This is a genomic window from Vagococcus fluvialis bH819 (genome assembly GCF_900163795.1).
GTDB lineage: Bacteria > Bacillota > Bacilli > Lactobacillales > Vagococcaceae > Vagococcus > Vagococcus fluvialis_A.
Genome location: NZ_FWFD01000012.1, coordinates 1 through 20225, shown reverse-complemented (window position 1 = coordinate 20225; position 20225 = coordinate 1). Strand labels below are relative to the sequence as shown.

Genomic DNA, 20225 nt, shown 5'->3' with positions numbered 1-20225 from the left:
CACAGTTTTATTCTATTTTTTTAATCCAGTTTTTAAATAAAAAATAAATTTTTTATTTAATTTATTTTCACTAAAATCAATTAAAAACACTTTAATATCAACGTTTATAAGCAAGTAAAAATACTTTACAAACCTCCGTTCTTATTGACATAACCTTTAAAAATTGATTTACTTTTTGAAAGTTATCCACACTTGTCCACAGTTTTTGTGCATAACTTCTATTAAAGTCTTTTTTTAGTGTTTTCCACGGGAATAAGTCATTTTTTCTTAAACATTCATTCAACTTTTTAGAATATTTTAGGCACATTTTAATCATATTTTGAGGTTATTATATATATATACCAACAAAACAAACTTAACAAAATTTTTTCATTTTATTTACTCCTCCAAAGTAAATATATAACTCCTTTTTTCCGCTAGAAATATCTAGCGGTTTTTTTGTATGCAAAAAAGCTATGACATAAGTATAAACTTACGTCATAGCTTTTATATATAGGGGTCAAAAGACATCTTCTACAACAACTTCACCACTCTTAAATTATCCCAAATACACGAGTACTTCCAATTGCTTGAAGTTAAGTGCCTTTTTCACTATCTTGTATTTATTTAATCAAACGATAAATGGCATCTGCATAAATAACTGTTGCATTAATCAAGTCGTCCACAGAGATAAATTCGTTCTTTTGGTGCATTGTGTCAATACTATCTGGGAACATTGCACCATACGCAACACCACGTTCTAATAAGCGTCCAAAAGTACCACCACCAATAACTTGTTCATGGCCTTTAAGTCCAGTATTTTCTTCGTAAACTGCTAATAATGTTTTTACCAATGGATCTTCTGGCGATACATAATGAGGACCTTTTCCTCCAGGTGTTAAAATAACTTTAGCACTTGTATTAGCAATTTTTTCTTCTATACTTTTCGTAATTTCTTCTTCTGATGTTCCTTTTGGATAACGGAAATTCAATGTAATTGTATTATCATCTTTGTTTTCATCAAAAGCAAAGACACCGGCATTCATGGTTACATCCCCCATAATATCGTCTACATAACTTACACCAAATTTTTTACCTTCAGTATCTGTATGAACATAGTCTGCTACAATTGTAACAAAATCTTTAGCTGGGCCTGAAAAATCATAGTCACTTAAGAAGTTGGCTAAGTAAGTTCCTGCATTAATTCCTTTAGAAGGCATTGCTCCATGAGCTGCTTTACCAAATAATTGGATGGTTACTGTATTCTCTTTAGCAACCAATTCACCTGTAACAGGTAATTCTGCTAAATAGTCTTCAAATTCTTTGGCAAATGCTGAAACATCACCTGAAACCTCAACAACTGCTTCTGCTAAATCTGGAACCATATTAGCTCTTTGTCCTGATGCGAAAGAAACTAAACGAAGTGTGCCTTCATTTTTTCCAGCAACTTTAATCAGAATCGTTGTGTTTCCTTTTTCACCGTTAATAATTGGAAACTCTGCATCTGGAGAAAAACCAAAATCTGGTGTTTCTTCTACTTCTAAGTAGTGATCCATACATTTCCATTCACTCTCTTCATCTGTTCCGATAATTACACGTGTACGTTTTGAAACAGGTAATTCAAGCTCTTTAATAATTTTTAATGCATAATATGCTGCCATTGTAGGGCCTTTATCGTCACTTGCGCCACGAGCATAAATACGATTGTCGCGAATTTCTGGTGAAAATGGTTCTGAATCCCAACCAGATCCCACAGGTACAACATCCACATGTCCAAAAACGCCTAATGTTTCGTCTCCTGAACCATATTCAATATGTCCTGCATAGTTATCAACGTTTTTTGTTATGAAGCCATCACGTTCACCGATTTCTAAAAACTTAAGTAAAGCTGCTTTAGGACCTGGTCCTACTGGTGCATCCGCTGTCGCTTTATCATCTTCCCTTACACTAGGTACTCGTAATAAATCAAATAAATCTTTCATTAAGTCTTCGCGACGTGCTTCTACTTCTTTTCTCCAATCAATTGTCATCCGTAAATCCCTCCATTATTACTTTAAATTTGTTTGTCTCTCTTTTGCTATCATAACACTTTTTAAAGCGTTTGAATAATAAATTAAAAATTTATTCAAATTACTACCCTTTAACTAATCAGCTCCTAATATATCTTGTTCATTTTGAGTCAATTCACGGTATTTTCCTGGCTTCAATTTTTGATCTAAATTAATACCACCCATACTCAAACGATCCAGTCTTGTCACTTTTTTACCCACAGCTTCAACCATTCGTTTTACTTGATGATACTTTCCTTCTATAATCTCTAACTCAATTTCAGAAATATTATTCTTTTCATCCGTTTTATTTATTTTAAGTTTTGCAGGTAAGCATGCTTCATTACCACTAATTGTTATTCCTTTTGAAAAAATCAAACAATCTTCATCTGTCATAATGCCTGATACAGAAGCTTGATATAACTTAGGGACTTTCTTTTTAGGAGAAAGCAATTGATGTGCCAAATCACCATTATTCGTTAAAAGTAGCAATCCTGTTGTATCTTTATCTAGACGACCAACTGGAAATAGACCTTGCACCATATCTTTTTCTGCTATTAGATCAATCACTGTTCGATGCTCTCGGTCTTCTGTTGCTGAAACGACACCTTGTGGTTTATTCAGCATATAGTAAACATATTTTTTATATTGAACCAATTGATCATTGACACTCACTCGATCATTTGTCTCATCAATTACTTTTTTACCCTCTTTTTCTAATTGTCCATTCACCTGAACTAACTTTTTTTTAAGTAACTCTTTGACTTCTTTTCTTGAACCAAATCCCGTATGACTTAAAAATTTATCTAATCGCATATTTTGACCTCCTAATTAAAATAAGAGGGCGACCAAAAAAGGCCCCCTCTTACTTTATATACTAAAAAATTTCCCGAACCTATTTTAATTCAGGTTCAAAAGGCAACTCCTAGGACAACTGGAGCTAATCGCCTTTTTCTCCACTTTTTATTTAATCTTTAATTTTGTTCTAACTTTATCTACTTTGTCACCCATTAACTTGTCTGCTAATCTTGTTTTTAATACTAGCCAGCCGTATATCGCAATTCCGGCAGCAACTGATATCATCACAATAATCAATGCTTGGAATTTTCGTTCAGGGTTTAGGAAAAGGTATAAGAATGATTTTGTCAACATAGTCCCTAAAGACATCATTAAACTAAAAATAAAAATTAGAATCGTTCGTCTTATTGTTAAGGAGTAATTAAATTTCGTTATCTCATGAACTTTTTTCGTCATCAAGTAAGCTGATACTGCAAAACCTATGCCTGATGCCAAGAGAGGTCCATAAACTTCAAAGGCCTTAATCATTGGATATTGTAAAACTAACTTAATGATTAGCCCAACTGCAAGATTAAAAATAGCATCACTGTTTTTATACAGACCTTGGAGTGTTGTAGAGATTAAGATAAAATAGCCCATAATCAAACCAATATAACTTGCTTGGACTAATACACTGATACCTAAAACATCTGGTTCATAAAACAGAACATACATCGGTTCAGCTAACGTTATCATACCAAATGTTGCTGGCATCATAATAAAGAATAGCAACTGAATATTCTCACTTACAAGCTTAGACAAACCAACTTCATCCTGTTTAGTAAACGCCTCTGTGATAAGTGGTAGACTTGTCATCGCCATCCCTGCTGCTAATGAGATTGTAATCATCACGAGCTTATCAGGATTGGCACTAAAAATACTAAATAAAGCAGATAGTTGATCATCTGAAAAATTAGTAAAGCTTGCCATAATTGGCTCAAACGTAAACTGATCAATTAATTTAAAGAATGTAATCGCTGATCCAACAATAATAAATGGAACAGCTTCAATTAACATCTCTTTTACTAAACTATTTTCTGAAATCGATAATTCATTGTTACTTCCAGCAACTAATTTATCCATTTGAGGTTTTTGTTTTTTATAAAAATAGATAAGTGCAGCATAGGCACCTAGCATCCCTATAAAAGCAGCAAAGGTTGACTGAATAACGGCATCTACATAATTTCCATCTCTCATTTTAATAATGATAAATGTCATGAGTAACATGTAGAATACTCGCGCAATTTGTTCAACAATTTGTGAGACTGCTGACGGCATCATATCCTGATTTCCTTGGAAATAACCACGAATAACACTCATACTTGGAAAAATCAGAACAGATACACTTAATGCACGCATCACAGGTACTAGGTTAGGATCTCCAGCTGCTAGTATCGGAGAGATAAGATACATCACACCTGCACATAAAACACCAAAACCAGCCATAATCGTTAAAGTTTTTTTAAATAATTTTTGACTGATACCATACTCATTTTGAGAATTATAATATGATACTTGCTTCGCAATTGCCCCTGGAATTCCTGCAGTAGCAATCATTAAAAATAATGCATATACATTGTAGCCTTTATTAAATAGACTGTTCGCGATTTTACCATTTTCTCCCATCATTGCATACCATGGGATGATATAGACTGCCCCTAACAATCTAGATAAAACATTACCGATTGTCATCCAAAGGGAGCCGCGAACCATTTTCTCTTTAGCGTTTAACTCTTTTGCATTATCATCAAAAGAGGTTTCTTGATTCGTCATGCTTTCTATCCAACTTTCTTACTTATACTGTTATAATTGTAGCCATTTAGTATCACTTATGCAAACACTTTTAACAATATTTAAGCACTATTTCACGAATCAAGTTAGTTAGCAACAATGTTTACCAATTTGTTTGGAACTGCGATTATTTTACGGATTGTTTTGCCTTCAATGTTCGCTTTTACTTGCTCATTAGCTAGCGCTTCTGCTTCTAATGCTTCTTTTGTTAAATCACGAGCAATCACTACTTTTGCTTTTACTTTACCGTTCACTTGGAAAATCACTTCGATTTCATCTTCAACAAGTTCTTTCTCATCATATGCAGGCCATGCTTCCTTACTAATACTTTCTTTATGGCCTGTTCTTTCCCATAATTCTTCAGCAACAAATGGAGTGATTGGTGCTAGTAACTGTAAAAATCCATTCATGTATTCAACTGGTAGAGCTTCTGCTTTATAAGCTTCGTTCACAAAAATCATTAACTGAGAAATAGCTGTATTAAAGTGTAATTGTTCAATATCTTCTGTCACTTTTTTCACTGTTTGGTGATAAACTTTTGTTAACTTGCCATCATTATGGGTTGTAATTCGATCACGTAAGACAGCATTATCGTCAATATATAAACGCCATACTCGATCTAAGAATTTACGGCTACCTTCAAGACCTTTTTCACTCCAAGCTACTGAGGCATCAAGTGGTCCCATAAACATCTCATAAAGTCTAAGTGTGTCTGCTCCAAACTCTTCTACCACATCATCAGGATTAACAACATTGCCTTTAGATTTAGACATTTTTTCATTACCTTCACCTAAAATCATCCCTTGATTGTAAAGTGTTTGGAACGGTTCTTTAGTTGATACCACACCGATATCATATAAGAATTTATGCCAGAAACGAGCATATAGTAAATGAAGTACGGCATGTTCTGCTCCACCCAAATAAACATCCACTGGTAACCATTCTTTTATTTTTTCTGGATCAGCTAAAAATTCTGTGTTATGCGGATCAATAAAGCGTAAATAATACCATGAACTACCTGCCCATTGCGGCATTGTATTCGTTTCACGGCGACCTTTCATCCCTGTTTTTTCATCGACAACATTAATCCACTCTTCCATATTAGCTAAAGGAGATTCACCGGTGCCACTTGGTTTAATATTTTTTGATTTTGGTAAAATTAGTGGCAACTGCTCTTCTGGAATAGCTGTCATTGAGCCATCTTCCCAATGAATAATTGGAATTGGTTCACCCCAATAACGTTGACGAGAAAATAGCCAATCACGTAAACGATAACTTGTTTCTTTCTGACCAACACTTTCTTTCTCTAGCCACGCTAGCATTTTTTCGATTGCTTCCTCTTTGTTTAAACCATCTAAAAAGTCTGAATTAATATGGATACCATCCTCAGTAAACGCTGATTCTTCAACATTGCCACCTTCTAAAACAGCGATAATATCTAAATTAAATTCTTTAGCAAATTCATAGTCTCGCTCGTCATGAGCAGGAACTGCCATAATAGCCCCTGTTCCATAAGTCGATAACACATAATCAGCAATCCAAATTGGCATTTCTTTACCATTTACTGGGTTAACTGCGTAAGCACCTGTAAAGACACCAGTTTTTTCTTTTGATAATTCTGTACGGTCTAAATCTGATTTTTTCCCTGCTTCTGTAATATACGCATCAATTTCTGCTTTTTGCTCAGGCGTAGTAATTTCTTGCACTAAATTTAATTCTGGAGCGAGAACAGCATATGTTGCGCCAAATAATGTATCAGGGCGTGTTGTGAATACCGTAAATTCTTTGTCTGATTCCTTGATTTTAAAGGCAACATTAGCTCCTTCAGAACGACCAATCCAGTTGCGTTGCATATCTTTAACACTTTCTGGCCAATCAATTAATTCTAAATCATCCACTAAACGGTCCGCATAAGCGGTGATTTTTAACATCCATTGTTTCATTGGTTTACGGAAAACAGGATGACCTCCACGCTCTGATTTACCATCAATAACTTCTTCATTGGCTAACACAGTTCCTAAAGCTGGGCACCAGTTAACGGCTACTTCTGCTTCGTAAGCCAGACCTTTTTCAAATAATTTCGTGAAAATCCATTGGGTCCATTTGTAGTAACTAGGATCTGTTGTGTTAATTTCACGTTCCCAATCAAAACTAAAACCTAAAGCATTTAATTGACGTTTAAATGTTTGAATATTTTTTTCTGTAAATTCAGCCGGATCATTTCCTGTATCCAAAGCATATTGTTCAGCAGGTAAACCAAAAGCGTCCCATCCCATTGGGTGTAAAACATTAAATCCTTTTGATCGTTTGAAACGGGCTAAAACGTCTGTTGATGTATATCCTTTAGGATGTCCTACATGAAGACCTTGACCTGAAGGATAAGGAAACATATCAAGTGCGTAAAATTTTTCCTTATCTGAATTATCCTCTGTTTTAAAGGTTTGATCCTTTGTCCAATATTTTTGCCATTTTTTTTCAATCTCAATATGATTATACGCCATTTTTTTTCCTCCTAAAGTATAATAAAAAAAGCCCTATAAAAGCCTAAAATCAGCTTTTATAGGACGTTGATATCTAACGTGGTACCACCTATTTTTATGTTACTACAAAATACGTAACATCTCTAATCATGATAACGGGCTGATCCCGGCTTATAATAAGCAAACTCAGAGCTAAGTTCAGGCTTCCTTGACTTTATGTACTCGCACCAACGTACACTCTCTTAAAAAGTTTCCACCTTACTACTTCTCGTCATTGTCGTTTATATTAAACTTATGATAACAGAATCAATTTTACTTGGCAACTAAATCAGGTGACTTAGCCTACTCTTAAATTTTGACCCTTATAAATCACATCACTTGATAATTTATTCCAAGTTTTAATTTGAGACACACTTGTATTATACTCTCTTGATAATGACCATAATGAATCCCCTGATTTGACTTCATGGCGTTTCGTTTTGTTTGTTGATTGGCGTTTCGCCACTTTCGTTGTTCCTGGAATTTTTAATGTCTGCCCCACATAGATTAAATCACTAGATAAACCATTAACCATCTTCAAATCACTTACACTCACATTGTATTTAAGAGCTATTTGGTATAGCGAATCCCCTCTTTGCACTGTATGAGACGAAGCCGAGACATTCCCTTTTGTTGTTGATTTTGAGGATTGACTCTTATTCGATTGTTGACTATTGATTGATAACGTTTGTCCGACATAAATCATATCACTAGATAGATTATTCCATTTTTTTATATCGTTACTATTCACACCGTAGCGTAATCCGATACCATAAAGAGTATCCCCACGTTGTACTGTGTGAGTTTTACTTGCTACAGGTTTGGTTGGTGCTGGTTTATTATTGTGATTAGCTGATGTTGATTTTTGACCATTAACTGTTAACTTTTGTCCAACATAGATTGTATCACTTGATAAATTATTCCATGACTTAATCTGAGCTACACTGACACCATTTTGTAAGCTAATACCATATAATGTATCGCCTCGTTTAACTGTGTGTGTTTTAGTATTACTTGAATTATTATTAGTTGGTGTTGTTGGTTTCGGTTTTGCTGTACTCCCACCACCACTTTTCACTTTTAATTTTTGGCCAACATAGATTGTGTCACTAGATAAGTTATTCCATTGTTTGATCTGCGCAACACTCACACCATGTTTTAAACTAATACCATATAATGTATCGCCTCGTTTGACTGTGTAAGTACTTGTATTTTGATTATTATTACTTGTATTTCCATTATCGATTGGTTTATTTGGTGCTGTCGGTTTCGGTGGATTCGTTGTACTTCCACCACTATTTTTTATTTTTAATTTTTGTCCGACATAGATTGTGTCACTTGTTAGATTATTCCATTGCTTAATCTGAGCTACACTTACTCCACTTTTTAAACTAATACCATACAATGTATCACCACTTTTTACTGTATAGGTATCTGCGGATTGATTGTTATTATTGGTATTTCCATTATCTGTTGGTTTCGTCGGTGTTGTTGGTTTTGGTTTGGTTGGCTTCGTTGTACTTCCACCATTATTTTTCACTTTTAATTTTTGTCCAACATAGATTGTATCACTAGATAAGTTATTCCATGATTTAATCTGTGCCACACTGACACCATACTGTGAGCTAATACCATATAATGTATCACCACTTTTTACTGTATGTGTGCTAGCATTACTCGTATTATTATTATTATTGTTGCTTGAGTTGTTGTTGTTATTTGAACCTGAATTATTATTTGGTTTGCCACTCCCTGGTGAATCATACTGAGTCAGGTTATGTGTAACAATTAAATTATTCAATTTATTATTATAATTAGGATCTGTTGCATAGCGTCCAGTTAACCACTGTGTTGCATCTTGATAAGAATTAGTTCCTGACTTCCAAGCACCAGCATAAAAATACACACCAGGTGAAAACGAAGTTGTTTTTAAAACTCTCGCATTGTCTTCAAAAGATTCACGATATGATGGATATTTTCTAAATTGAGCATTAATAATGACATTTTGGCCATCAAAATGTTCCCAGGTTTGCATGTTAACCGACTGACCATTATAACTTCCTTTAACACCAAATAAATTATGATTTGGTGGTGATGATAAAGTACTTGAACCATAACCACTCTCTAAGATAGCTTGAGCAATCATCACTGAAGCGTATAAATCATTTGCCCCTGCTACTTGTTGAGCATGATATGCTGTGTCTTCAATAAATTGAGCTTGTGGCGTTGCGGCACGGGTTGTAAATGCTGCTGGTTTTGGTGGAGCAATCGGCTCAATTGGACCTTGCATGACAGGCGCTGCTGCAGCTCGTTTCATTGCTGGTTTAGGTTCTTCTTTTTTTTCTTCTGATTCTTTTGCGCTCGCTGACTCTTTTGTTTCAGATGGTTTAGGTTCTTCTTTTGTGGTTTCTTTTGTTGTTTCTTTACTTTCTTCTTTTGAAGTAGTCGTGCTAGTTGACTCACTCTCTTTACTCTCTAAAGTTGACGTTGAACTATCTATCGATGGTTTTGATTCTTCTTTAGTAATAGATGTTGTAGACTCACTTGCTTTAGACGAACTTTCAGTTGTTGAAGTTATCTGTTTTTCTTGTTCTTTAGAAGATATCGTTTCAAGTTCCTTAGTTGAAGATGTACTTGTTTCTGTCACACTTTCAGAAGTCATCTCTTTTTCTGACGAGCTACTTTCTATCTCTTTTTCTTCACTAGTTTCTTCTATTTTACGTTCAGTTGAAATATGTTTTGATATCATATTTTGACCGATTGATGCTGTAATAGTTTGATCTGTTAATTCAAATTTTTTAAAAGAAACTGGAATGACTAACTTAGCCTGAGTAAAGCCTCCTTTAACAAAAGTTAACTTCACTTGATTCAACGCTTCATCAAACGTATAAGTTCCCACAACATTACCTGTTTCATCTTTAACTTGATTCTTGGTTTCATCCCAAACTAAGTTAACATTAGGTGATATTTTTATAATCGTTTCTAAATTATCAGAACGTAATGCATTTAGGGTTATATCTAAATCTAATTGATTTTGCTCTTCCGTCACTTGTGACACTGTTTCAATCGTATTTAATGTCATTGCTTCTTCTTGAGAGTCTTGTTTTGTCTCTACTTCTTGACTTACTTTTTCTGATGTTTCTGACGACAAATCATTTGCAGCATCAGCATAAGCTTTTGTTGTAATTCCTGGTATCAGAACAGATGAAGAAATCATCATTGTGACACCAAAAAGGGATACATTTTTAATAACTGGTTGTTTAGTTAATAGTTCTTTTTTATCGATCTTTTTCATTTATATTTCTCATCCTTTATCATTAAAATAAAAATCATCCGTTTTTTAAAACCGTATTTTATATAGATACTACTATTAAAACATCTCAATATATAGATAGCAAGATATTCTACTGAGCAGTAATAATTTGTAATCTCTTCGACATACAATTTTTGCTAAATACAAGCTCATACTTTAGCCCGATTTTTCCCTAAGCGCCTTGTTATCACCTGATTTTGAAGGTATATTAAACTTAATAAAACAGTCAAGGAAGGAAAAAATCATGAATAAAGAGCATTTTTTAATCGAATTAAAATTACATCTTCGTCAGCTCTCTTTAACAGATCAGCAAGCTATTCTTCAAAAATATGAAGATCTATTTGCTGAAAAATTAGCAAATGGTTTAAATGAATATCAAATTACTAAAGAATTAGCTTCACCTAAAGAGATAGCTATTTCGATTTTAAAAGAATTTAATTTGGAACTGGAAGCTCCTAATACTCATGGCAATGATTGGTTAGAATTTTCAGCTCAAGAGGACTCTCTAAAAGAATCAGAACACCCCTATTTCGCTAACCAGCAAACACGCTCTTCACATGATTCTGGCTTTATTCGCTTTTTTCAAATCACAGGGATTATCTTTTTAAACCTATTTTTTATGTTGTGGTTAATATTTGGATGGGGACTTGTCTTATTTATTGGATGGGTTTTAACTGTTTGTTTTATCGGTAGTCCGTTCATGGGCATATATTCTATTCTAACAGCAATGAACGTCTTCGGCTTCTTCCAGCTTTCTGTTTCAATTGTGATGCTTGGAGTCGGTTTAATTGGTTCACTCATCATGCTTCCCTTTACTAAAATAAGCTTTAACTTGCTTAAATCTTATTTAAAATGGAATTTACAAGTTCTGAAAGGAGAGCGCGCACTATGAAAAAATTCAAGATTTTTGTTTTAGTGTTTGCTTTATTGCTAATTGTTGGTGGTGGAATTGGAAGTGTTATTTTCTATCAAAAGCTTGAAGTTGAACGAAAAGCAAGTGAAGTCAATAAAAAATTCAAATACGACGGTTCAGAAGAACTTGTTCTAGAACTTAAAAATGGGGCGACAGTCTATCTATCCCCCTCACAAGACGACTATGTTCATATGAATAAGCAAGGTCTTACATTCAGTAATAATCAAAATGAATCTACAAATTGGGATATTCAAAAAAAAGACAAAAAAACTTTAGTTACTATTGATAACAAAAGACAGCATAAAAAAATTCAACCTTCCGTTTTTTCTTTTAATGATATTTCTGACGATAGCATTTCCTTACGTTTACCCGAAAAATATAAAAAAATAACGATCAAGGGCGAAAAGGTGGACGTCAACGTTAACACTCTTTTATTATCTCAATTAGAAATTCAGACGAATAGAGGATATATTGGGATAAATGATCTTTCTGCCCAATCACTAATTGTTAATAATCAACACGGTGATATTTCAGTCTCTCAATCTAAGATTGAAAAAAATATTTTGCTTAATACAAGCAGCGGTAACCTTTCTGTAGACGATACTCTTTTTTCAGAACTTAACATGAAAGTAAAAAACGGAGACGCTTTTACAGCTAATACTAAAGGTAACATAACAATCGACAATCAAAATGGGCAATCTGAAATTAATCATACTAAAGGAAGCGTTAATATTACTAATAAGAATGGTGATGTTTTTTATCACTCAAATAACATTACTCATGATGTCGCCCTAGAAACCACTCATGGTAACCTGACAATAGAGCTTGATAAGCCATCCTATAATAAAAATAAATTTGATTTAAAAACGGAATATGGGCTACTTTCTATTTTTAATAAAAATTTATCATCTGAAACAACTTTCACCAGTAACAAAGGTGATGCCTTAATTAAAGCCACTTCTAAAAATGGTGATATCACTATAAATGAACTGGATTCAGACGACACACAATACGAAGACCATTAATATGAAAAAAGCATGTTATAATAATAAAGAGCCCTATAAAATGGGCTCTTTATTATTATATTTTTAATTTTATGGAGGATTTTTTATGACAAAAAACAAGCAACTATATTGGCAATATGCAGGAAGTTTATTTCTTTTACTTTTTGCAGTAATTGCTTATTTTGTAAAAGTAAACGAAACGATTTTATCAAGTATCGACAGCCCCATTATTCACCTTATTAGAGGAAATCTAACAGAAGGAAAAACACTCTTCTTCACTTATATTACTAAATTCGGTAATACTGTAACCATTGTTCTGCTCACAGCGGTTGCTTTTCTACTATTATTCAAATTTAAAGAAAAAATAGCGGCATATTGGCTAATAATTAATATTGCTCTAATTCAAGGTATTGGTAATGTTCTGTTAAAATTATTTTTCAATCGAGAAAGACCTTCTGTAGAACATTTAGTTGAAGCCAGTGGTAAAAGCTTTCCCAGTGGGCATGCTTCAGGTAGTATGCTTTTCTATGGTACATTAATTTTTATCGCACCTAAGATTATTAAAAATAAATCATTGCGATTAACTGTCCAAATCATACTTGGTTTTTTAATTTTACTCGTTGGTACAAGTCGCATTTATGTTGGCGTCCACTACCCAACTGATATTATGGGTGGCTTTTTAATTGGAGCAAGTTGGTTATGTCTTTCTTATCCTTACTTTAAAAAGTATGATTTTAAACAACAATTTGAAGGGAAGTAAGTTTAATGTTTACATTTAAAAAAGGAGATGCTAAACGTTATTACACTTGGAACGATGCTCTAAGAGAAACGTTTGATGAAAAAATTTTTAAGGTGCCGATTGATGGTGGCTTTGACTGCCCTAATCGGGATGGAACAGTTGCTCACGGTGGGTGCACATTTTGTAGCGTATCTGGCTCTGGCGATATGATGGTTGCACCAAGTGATCCTCTTCCCATTCAATTTCGAAAAGAAGTCGATCAGATGCATAAAAAATGGCCTAATACAAAACAATATATTGTTTATTTCCAAAATTTCACCAATACCCATGCTCCTCTTGAAGTAATCAAACATCGTTTCGAGCAAGTAGTAAATGAAGAAGGTGTTGTGGGATTGTCGATCGGGACTCGTCCTGATTGCTTACCTGATGACGTGATTGAATACTTAGCCGAACTCAACGAGCGACTTTATTTATGGGTAGAACTTGGGCTTCAGACAACTTATGAAGAAACCAGTGATATGATTAACCGGGCACATGATTATCAAACTTACTTAGATGCTGTAGCAAAACTACGGCTACACAATATTAATGTCTGCACACATTTGATCAATGGTTTACCTGGTGAAACATATGAAATGATGATGGAAAATGTCAGAAGGTGTGTCACTGATTCTGACATTCAAGGAATAAAGTTGCATCTATTACATCTGATGATGAATACTAAAATGGAAAAAGACTACTTAGAAGGTCGTTTACAATTACTAACGCAAGAAACATATACACAATTAATTTGTGATCAACTAGAAATTATTCCTTCTGACATTATTATCCATCGTCTAACAGGAGATGCTCCAAGAGACACGATTATTGGTCCTATGTGGAGCCTTAAGAAGTGGGAAGTTTTAAATAGTTTTGATACTGAATTAAGAAAGCGTGGGACATATCAAGGGATTTATGCTAATGGAAAAGTAGGTGAGACAATCCATGCTTAACACTGCTTTACGATACAGTCATGAGCTGTTATCAGATATTATTGAAATAGGTGATCAGGTTATTGATGCTACGATGGGTAACGGAAACGATACGCTATTCTTAGCTGAAAAAGTCGGTACCTCAGGTCATGTTTATGCCTTCGATGTACAGGAACAAGCCTTGATTAATACTGCTAAAAAATTAAAAGAACATGGCTATGATAAACAAGTGACACTATTTTTAAAAGGCCACGAAACAATTAATGATGTTCTGATAACAGATCAAACAATCAAAGCTGCTATTTTCAATCTAGGTTACTTACCTAAAAGTGATAAACAAATTATGACTCATGAAAGAACAACAATCATTGCTCTAAAAGCTCTCATGGATCACTTAGTTGAAAAAGGTCGTATTATTTTAGTTATCTATGATGGTCATGAGGAAGGGAAAACTGAAAAGGAGGAAGTTATTTCTTTTGTTTCCTCTCTTCCTCAAGAGAAGTTTAGTGTTTTGAGCTACCAATTTATTAATCAAAAAAATAATCCGCCTTCACTTATTTGCATAGAAAAAAAGAAAGCCCGAAAATCTTAAAATTTTCGGGCTTTCTTTTTGAATATGCCATAATAATCAGAGATTAAAAAGCCAGTTCAATCCAACCTTAACCACATTCTTCTTTTTTTATATATTTATACACAGTTCCAAGGGAAACACCACTTATCTCTGATATTTCACGATACGTAAGATGCTTATTACTTCTAAGATATCTAAGCTCTTCTACTAAATTTGTATCAATTCCTGGGCGACCATGTTTTAAACCTAACTCTTGGCGCTTCTTAATTTGGGAGCGGTTAACACTGCTATAAACATCTCGCCTACCACTTAAACAACCACTTAAAATATCATAAAAACAAGTATGCTCAGCATCAGCTGTATCAAAACGAGGATAAATTGAAATTAAACGGATTGAATGCTCTTGAAAAATCTTAATAGTTTCTTCCAACTGAGACAAACTATAAGTTAATGCTGCAAAATCCTCAACAATAAATATATCTCCCTCTGTCAACTTTGGTAATACATTTTTTAGATTAATTGACTCATCTGCCTGATCAAAAATTAAAGAATCTACCTCGTATGCATCAAAAAATTCCTTATCATAATGTAGTAACTGCCCATCCAATATTTTTAAATAACCGTATTTCATATTTCTCCTCCTTAATACTACAACTTCTCAGTTGCTAACTACCTTTTTATTTTTTAAATAATATTAGGCTATTTATTTCTTATAAAAAGTTAATTTGGTTATATTTTTTTAGACCCTTTTTTAAACAAATTAATAAAAAAATATTTTTTTAATTGTCTTAATCTTTTTACTATAAAAAGTTATAACCTACTATATTTAATTAATCGGTCAACTTTTATTTTTTTTAATATTTTTTTCAAATTTATGATAAAATTCTAATAAAAAAAGGAAAATTAAAGGTTACTTTATTATTAAATGGTGTTCAGTAAATAAACGAGGCTGATCAAAATTGTCAGCCTCGTTTATACGAATAATTTTTAAGAGTTAGGGGATAAAAACAACTTTTGATCATCCTGTCTTGATCAGCTAATCTACTTTAGTCTTCTTTTTGTGGCAATAGTAGCATAAAAGTCGTACAGCCTTTTTCACTCATTACTCTAATTTCTCCTTTATGAGCTTCTACAATTTCTTTAGCAATAGCAAGTCCTAAACCAGCTCCTCCACTATCACTAGACCTTGCACTATCTAATCGGTAAAATTTATCAAAAATTACTTCTATTTTTTCTGGTGGTATCGTGTTTCCTTCATTAATAATAATGATTTCTAACTGTCCTTTAGTTAAAGAAACTTCTAAACTAATCACACTTTTTTCAAATCCATACGCTGAAGCATTCTTCAACAAATTATTAAATACACGAACTAGCTTCGTTGAATCTGCCTCAATCATGCACGTCTCTGGTATCTTCATCTCCAAAGTCTGTTCTTTTTTCTTAAGTATTGGATAGAATTCTTCATTTAATTGCTGTAATAGTAAACTTAAATCAAAAGTCGAATAATCCAAAACAATATTTTGAAAATTAAACCTTGTGATATCAAAGAACTCATCAATTAGATATTCTAATCTGTACGCTTTATCTAGGGCAATTCCAAAATACTTAGCTCTTGTTTCAACTGTTATCTCTGGAGAATCAATTAATAAATTTAGGTAACCAATCACAGAAGCTAGTGGTGTACGTAAATCATGAGCTAAAAATGTTACTAAATCCTTAGTTCTTTGAGTTTCTTGCAATAGAGCCTCTTGATTTTTTTGATTTGTTAATTTTATTTTTTCTAACTCATTTTGAATTTCAATATACTCAGAATCAAGTTCTGGAAGTTCCTCTGGCTCCAAAGATTGTTTTAATAACTGAGCAATATACTGCCGATCCTTTTTTAAGAGATATTGACTAATCCAATAAGTTAACCCACCGACAATGACAATCGCAAAAATCGCTATCGATATCACAAATGACTTAAATTTAAACCAATTGACTTGGCTTATCTCACCACTAGGAGTTGCTGAAAAAGTGATAAATGTATCACTAATAACACGACCAAAGCCTTTTCCTATAAAAGTCTGGGTTGCCATAAAATAGAGAGCTATCGCACAAATAATTACAATACATAAACTTTTAAAAAAAGAAATTCTAGCTTGTTTAGTCAATTTTATAACCTACTCCCCAGACTGTTTTAATGTATTTGGGTTTTTCGACTGCATCTTTCATTTTTTCTCTTAAATGCCTTATATGAACCATAATGGTATTATTAGATGCCGTATAATATTTCTCTTGCCAGACTGCTTCAAAAATTGCTTCTGAATCTAAAGCAACCCCTTTATTTTCTAGTAGGAGTTGTAAAATACCATACTCTTTTGGTGTTAATTCGACTATTTCTTCATTTAGCATCACTAATCGCTTATCTAAATTCATTTCCAAACCTTTTGTTGTTAGAATTCGATTAGCTTTTTCTTTATTTTGATTGTATTGGTTATATCTTCTTAACTGAGCTTTTACTCTTGCCACAACTTCCAGAGGTTTAAAGGGTTTCGTTATATAATCATCTGCTCCAAATGACAGACCCGTTATTTTATCTATCTCATCATCTTTTGCTGTCAACATGATCACCGGATAATTTTGATTTTCTCGAATTAATTGAAGTAGCTCTAAACCATTTACATGAGGTAACATAATATCTAATAATGCCATATCAAAGTTACCATGCATTATTTTTTCTTTGGCCTCTAAACCGTCAAAACAAACCACAACATTAAAACCTTCATTTTTTAAGTATAATTCGACTAATTTTGCAATTTCTTGTTCATCTTCTACCAATAATATGTTTTTGGACACAGCACCTACACGCCCTCTCTGATGTTTTATCTTAATTTCATTAGACAAAACATCCAGAGATTTGTCAACTGTTTCCAATACTTTGATAAAGTAATCTCGCATCTGCCATATTTAATTGCTCCGTCAAGGGATTACCTCCTGCTCCTGTTGTAATTAATAAATAAGGTGTTTGATTAACTTCAGCTAGACTAATCAAACATTGTCCAGCTTTTTCAGTGTATCCTGTTTTTCCACCGAGAATTTTACCATTATTTATCGTTAATTCAGGCGTATCTTTTAACAATGTACTTTCTAAATAATAACCTTGAGGACTATAGGGCGTTACAGCTGTTTGGTAGGTTGTTGTTAGCATCATTTCTTTGAATAGTTCATTTTTTAAAGCCTCTGTCATAAATAGTTGTAAATCACTAACGGTTGAATAGTGATTGGATGAATCCAGACCCGTTGCATTTTTAAAATGAGTATTCTTCATTCCTACTTTTTCTGCTTCTTGATTCATTAACTCTATAAATTTCTTTTCATTACCAGCAACATGGTTTGCCGCTGTTATTGAAGCGTCTCCTCCAGAAGGAAGCACAATACCATAGGCTAAGTCTTTAATGGTTACATTATCTCCAGGTAGATATCCTGAAAGAGATGCGCCTTCTTTTACTAAACTATCAACTATTTTTTGTTCCATCACTACCTCTTGACTCAAATCTTTTTCTGATTTTAATAGTAGATAAACAGTCATTAACTTAGTTAAGGAAGCAATTGCTACTTTCTCATCTTTATTTTTCTCAATCAAAATTTCACCTGTATTTAAATTTTGAAGTAGTACATTTCGGCTATGAATTTTCTCTTTAATATTTATTGACTCTTCCATTTTTTGACTCATTTTCATTTCTTCATTAGTTGTCCCAATGCCAAGCGCTAAATGATTATTAAATAAATAGATAATTCCGCTACCAACTAACAAAAACAAAATAATAATACTCACTATTTTTTTCATTTCGATCACCTCTAAATTAATCTTAACAGGCTAATCTTTTTAAGGTATAAACTTATTCTTGAGGAATTCTTATTTTTTCTTAAGAAACAACTTTCTTTTTATCTATCAATTTTCTATAATCAATAACAATACTAAAAATACGAGGAGGTCTCTCTATGAACCATTTATTAACATTACCCATTTCAAATTCTATTTCTTTTGCCCAACCAACAATGCAACATTCAGAACAACTCTTTCATTTGATTGATAGTGATCGTAAGCATTTAGAAGAATTTCTAAGTTTTGTTAAATTAACTCAAACGAGTACAGACACTACTAATTTTTTAAAATCAAAAATTACTGGTGAAGCAAATGGAACCGATCGACTCTTCCTGATCTACTTTGAAGGGAAACTAGCAGGAACAATTGACATTCACTTTATTGATGAGAAAAATAAACTAGGCGAAGTTGGTTATTGGCTTCATTCTGATTATATTAACAAAGGAATCATTTCAACTGCCGTTAATAAAATTTGTGACATTGCTTTTGATGATTTAAAGCTAAATAAACTGTCACTTTTAGCTGATACAAAAAATATTGCTAGTAATAAAGTAGCTAAAAAATGTGGCTTTTCTCTTGTAGGAACACTAAAAGAAGAACAATTCATTGATAATACTTTTCAAGATATGAACTTATATTATTTGTTAAAAAGTGATTATTTAACAAAATAATTTATCCATATTAAAAAGCTCTGCTAAAGACAGTAACAGTCTTTAGCAGAGCTTTTATTGATTAATTATTAGTTTTTCTTTTGTATCTCAATACTGTCACTAAACCAATACAGGTTAATAAAATTAAGCCAATAGTTATCAGATAATTCATAGATACTTCACCCGTTCTAGGTAACATTCTCTTTTGAATTGTTTTTCCAACTGGTTGAATTTGATTGACTTTATTTGGTTTATTTTGTTTATTTGATTCAGATTTAGCAGTTTTTTCTGGTTTCTCCTGTTCGTTTGTTACTGTGATACTTGTTGTATTTTTCGTGATTTCTAAGTCTTTGGCTGTCTTATCTAATAAGTAGCCTTTTGGCGCTTCCGTTTCCACTAATGTGTACTTGCCTAATGGTAATTGATTGATACTAGCTTTACCATCTTCACCTGTTACTAATTCGTAAGTTTTGCCAGTTGCTTCTTCCGTTAAGCTGAATTTCGCGCCTGACAATACTTTTATTTTGTCTTTCGAATCCACTTTTGTTACTTCCACTCCACCTAATGGCGTACTTGGTTCGATTGGTACCCACGGTGTGATTGCTGTATTGGTTACTTGGATGCTTGTTGTATTTTTCGTTGTTGTGTCTTTCGTGATTTCTAATTCTTGAATTTTACTATCTAATAAGTAGCCTTTTGGCGCTTTGGTTTCCACTAAACTGTACTTGCCTAATGGTAATAAGTTTTGACTTGCTTTACCATCTTCACCTGTTACTAATTCGTAAGTTTTGCCAGTTGCTTCTTCCGTTAAGCTGAATTTCGCACCTGACAATACTTTGGTTTTGTCTTTTGCGTCAAGCTTTGTCACTTCTATTCCACCTAGTGGTGTACTCGGTTCGATTGGTACCCACGGTGTGGTTGCTGTGTTTTCTACTGTGATGCTTGTTGTGTTTTTCGTTGTTGCATTTTTCGTGATTTCTAATTCTTGAATTTTACTATCTAATAAGTAGCCTTTTGGCGCT

16 protein-coding genes and 1 other annotated feature are annotated in these 20225 nt (G+C 33.2%); of the genes, 6 read left to right on the top strand and 10 right to left on the bottom strand.

Annotated features, from left to right (window positions below; genetic code table 11):
• Nucleotides 1–602: 602 nt before the first annotated feature.
• The 5 genes from pepV to FM121_RS08035 form a co-directional block, all read right to left on the bottom strand.
• Nucleotides 603–2009 (bottom strand): dipeptidase PepV, encoded by a 1407-nt coding sequence (pepV, locus tag FM121_RS08055; RefSeq protein WP_086951655.1) that lies wholly within the window; start codon nt 2007–2009, stop codon nt 603–605.
• Nucleotides 2010–2123: 114 nt separating this feature from the next.
• Nucleotides 2124–2843: a pseudouridine synthase gene (locus FM121_RS08050; protein ID WP_086951654.1), complete on the bottom strand. Its 720-nt coding sequence runs from the start codon at nt 2841–2843 to the stop codon at nt 2124–2126.
• Nucleotides 2844–2990: 147 nt separating this feature from the next.
• The gene (locus FM121_RS08045; RefSeq protein ID WP_086951653.1) at nt 2991–4637 is read right to left on the bottom strand and encodes a putative polysaccharide biosynthesis protein; all 1647 of its coding nucleotides are present in this window, start codon (nt 4635–4637) and stop codon (nt 2991–2993) included.
• Between the two features lie 104 nt (nt 4638–4741).
• A complete protein-coding gene (leuS, locus tag FM121_RS08040) occupies nt 4742–7156 on the bottom strand; it encodes a leucine--tRNA ligase (protein ID WP_086951652.1) in 2415 nt (804 codons plus the stop codon).
• 56 nt (nt 7157–7212) lie between these two features.
• Nucleotides 7213–7419: a binding site (T-box leader), on the bottom strand.
• Between the two features lie 53 nt (nt 7420–7472).
• Nucleotides 7473–10469: a LysM peptidoglycan-binding domain-containing protein gene (locus FM121_RS08035; RefSeq protein WP_086951651.1), complete on the bottom strand. Its 2997-nt coding sequence runs from the start codon at nt 10467–10469 to the stop codon at nt 7473–7475.
• Nucleotides 10470–10731: 262 nt separating this feature from the next.
• Here FM121_RS08035 and FM121_RS08030 point away from each other — a divergent pair, with 262 nt between their 5' ends.
• The 5 genes from FM121_RS08030 (at nt 10732) to FM121_RS08010 (ending at nt 14706) form a co-directional block, all read left to right on the top strand.
• The gene (locus FM121_RS08030; protein WP_086951650.1) at nt 10732–11379 is read left to right on the top strand and encodes a DUF1700 domain-containing protein; all 648 of its coding nucleotides are present in this window, start codon (nt 10732–10734) and stop codon (nt 11377–11379) included.
• On the top strand, nt 11376–12425 hold the full coding sequence (locus FM121_RS08025) for a DUF4097 family beta strand repeat-containing protein (RefSeq protein WP_179203826.1): 1050 nt from the start codon (nt 11376–11378) through the stop codon (nt 12423–12425). The genes FM121_RS08030 and FM121_RS08025 overlap by 4 nt, the downstream gene beginning before the upstream one ends.
• An 85-nt stretch (nt 12426–12510) precedes the next feature.
• Complete coding sequence (locus FM121_RS08020) at nt 12511–13164, top strand: phosphatase PAP2 family protein (RefSeq protein WP_086951648.1); 654 nt, start codon at nt 12511–12513, stop codon at nt 13162–13164.
• 5 nt (nt 13165–13169) lie between these two features.
• On the top strand, nt 13170–14135 hold the full coding sequence (locus FM121_RS08015) for a TIGR01212 family radical SAM protein (protein ID WP_086951647.1): 966 nt from the start codon (nt 13170–13172) through the stop codon (nt 14133–14135).
• The gene (locus tag FM121_RS08010; protein WP_086951646.1) at nt 14128–14706 is read left to right on the top strand and encodes a class I SAM-dependent methyltransferase; all 579 of its coding nucleotides are present in this window, start codon (nt 14128–14130) and stop codon (nt 14704–14706) included. The genes FM121_RS08015 and FM121_RS08010 overlap by 8 nt, the downstream gene beginning before the upstream one ends.
• A 67-nt stretch (nt 14707–14773) precedes the next feature.
• Here the strand turns inward: FM121_RS08010 and FM121_RS08005 are convergent, their stop codons facing one another.
• The 4 genes from FM121_RS08005 to FM121_RS07990 all read right to left on the bottom strand — a co-directional run bounded on the left by FM121_RS08005 (nt 14774) and on the right by FM121_RS07990 (nt 18514).
• Complete coding sequence (locus FM121_RS08005; protein WP_086951645.1) at nt 14774–15316, bottom strand: winged helix-turn-helix transcriptional regulator; 543 nt, start codon at nt 15314–15316, stop codon at nt 14774–14776.
• Nucleotides 15317–15731: 415 nt separating this feature from the next.
• Nucleotides 15732–16838, bottom strand: a complete 1107-nt coding sequence (locus FM121_RS08000) for a sensor histidine kinase (RefSeq protein WP_086951644.1) — start codon at nt 16836–16838, stop codon at nt 15732–15734.
• Nucleotides 16831–17523: a response regulator transcription factor gene (locus FM121_RS07995; RefSeq protein ID WP_218778619.1), complete on the bottom strand. Its 693-nt coding sequence runs from the start codon at nt 17521–17523 to the stop codon at nt 16831–16833. Before FM121_RS07995 ends, FM121_RS08000 begins: the two co-directional genes overlap by 8 nt.
• A 64-nt stretch (nt 17524–17587) precedes the next feature.
• Nucleotides 17588–18514: a D-alanyl-D-alanine carboxypeptidase family protein gene (locus FM121_RS07990; RefSeq protein WP_086951642.1), complete on the bottom strand. Its 927-nt coding sequence runs from the start codon at nt 18512–18514 to the stop codon at nt 17588–17590.
• Nucleotides 18515–18669: 155 nt separating this feature from the next.
• Here FM121_RS07990 and FM121_RS07985 point away from each other — a divergent pair, with 155 nt between their 5' ends.
• Entirely contained in the window at nt 18670–19224 is a 555-nt protein-coding gene (locus FM121_RS07985) for a GNAT family N-acetyltransferase (RefSeq protein WP_086951641.1), read from the top strand.
• Between the two features lie 61 nt (nt 19225–19285).
• On the opposite strand, the gene FM121_RS07980 is transcribed toward FM121_RS07985, so the two are convergent.
• On the bottom strand, nt 19286–20225 hold a 940-nt coding region (locus FM121_RS07980; RefSeq protein ID WP_143597070.1), incomplete at its 5' end, for an MSCRAMM family protein.

Excerpts from the sequence above, each read along its gene's own strand:
- FM121_RS08020 (WP_086951648.1), top strand. The coding sequence starts at position 12,511 with ATGACAAAAAACAAGCAACTATATTGGCAATATGCAGGAAGTTTATTT.
- leuS (WP_086951652.1), bottom strand. The coding sequence starts at position 7,156 with ATGGCGTATAATCATATTGAGATTGAAAAAAAATGGCAAAAATATTGG.
- FM121_RS08045 (WP_086951653.1), bottom strand. The coding sequence starts at position 4,637 with ATGACGAATCAAGAAACCTCTTTTGATGATAATGCAAAAGAGTTAAAC.
- FM121_RS08030 (WP_086951650.1), top strand. The coding sequence starts at position 10,732 with ATGAATAAAGAGCATTTTTTAATCGAATTAAAATTACATCTTCGTCAG.
- FM121_RS07990 (WP_086951642.1), bottom strand. The coding sequence starts at position 18,514 with ATGAAAAAAATAGTGAGTATTATTATTTTGTTTTTGTTAGTTGGTAGC.
- FM121_RS08005 (WP_086951645.1), bottom strand. The coding sequence starts at position 15,316 with ATGAAATACGGTTATTTAAAAATATTGGATGGGCAGTTACTACATTAT.
- FM121_RS08035 (WP_086951651.1), bottom strand. The coding sequence starts at position 10,469 with ATGAAAAAGATCGATAAAAAAGAACTATTAACTAAACAACCAGTTATT.
- FM121_RS08050 (WP_086951654.1), bottom strand. The coding sequence starts at position 2,843 with ATGCGATTAGATAAATTTTTAAGTCATACGGGATTTGGTTCAAGAAAA.
- FM121_RS08015 (WP_086951647.1), top strand. The coding sequence starts at position 13,170 with ATGTTTACATTTAAAAAAGGAGATGCTAAACGTTATTACACTTGGAAC.
- pepV (WP_086951655.1), bottom strand. The coding sequence starts at position 2,009 with ATGACAATTGATTGGAGAAAAGAAGTAGAAGCACGTCGCGAAGACTTA.
- FM121_RS07985 (WP_086951641.1), top strand. The coding sequence starts at position 18,670 with ATGAACCATTTATTAACATTACCCATTTCAAATTCTATTTCTTTTGCC.
- FM121_RS08025 (WP_179203826.1), top strand. The coding sequence starts at position 11,376 with ATGAAAAAATTCAAGATTTTTGTTTTAGTGTTTGCTTTATTGCTAATT.
- FM121_RS08010 (WP_086951646.1), top strand. The coding sequence starts at position 14,128 with ATGCTTAACACTGCTTTACGATACAGTCATGAGCTGTTATCAGATATT.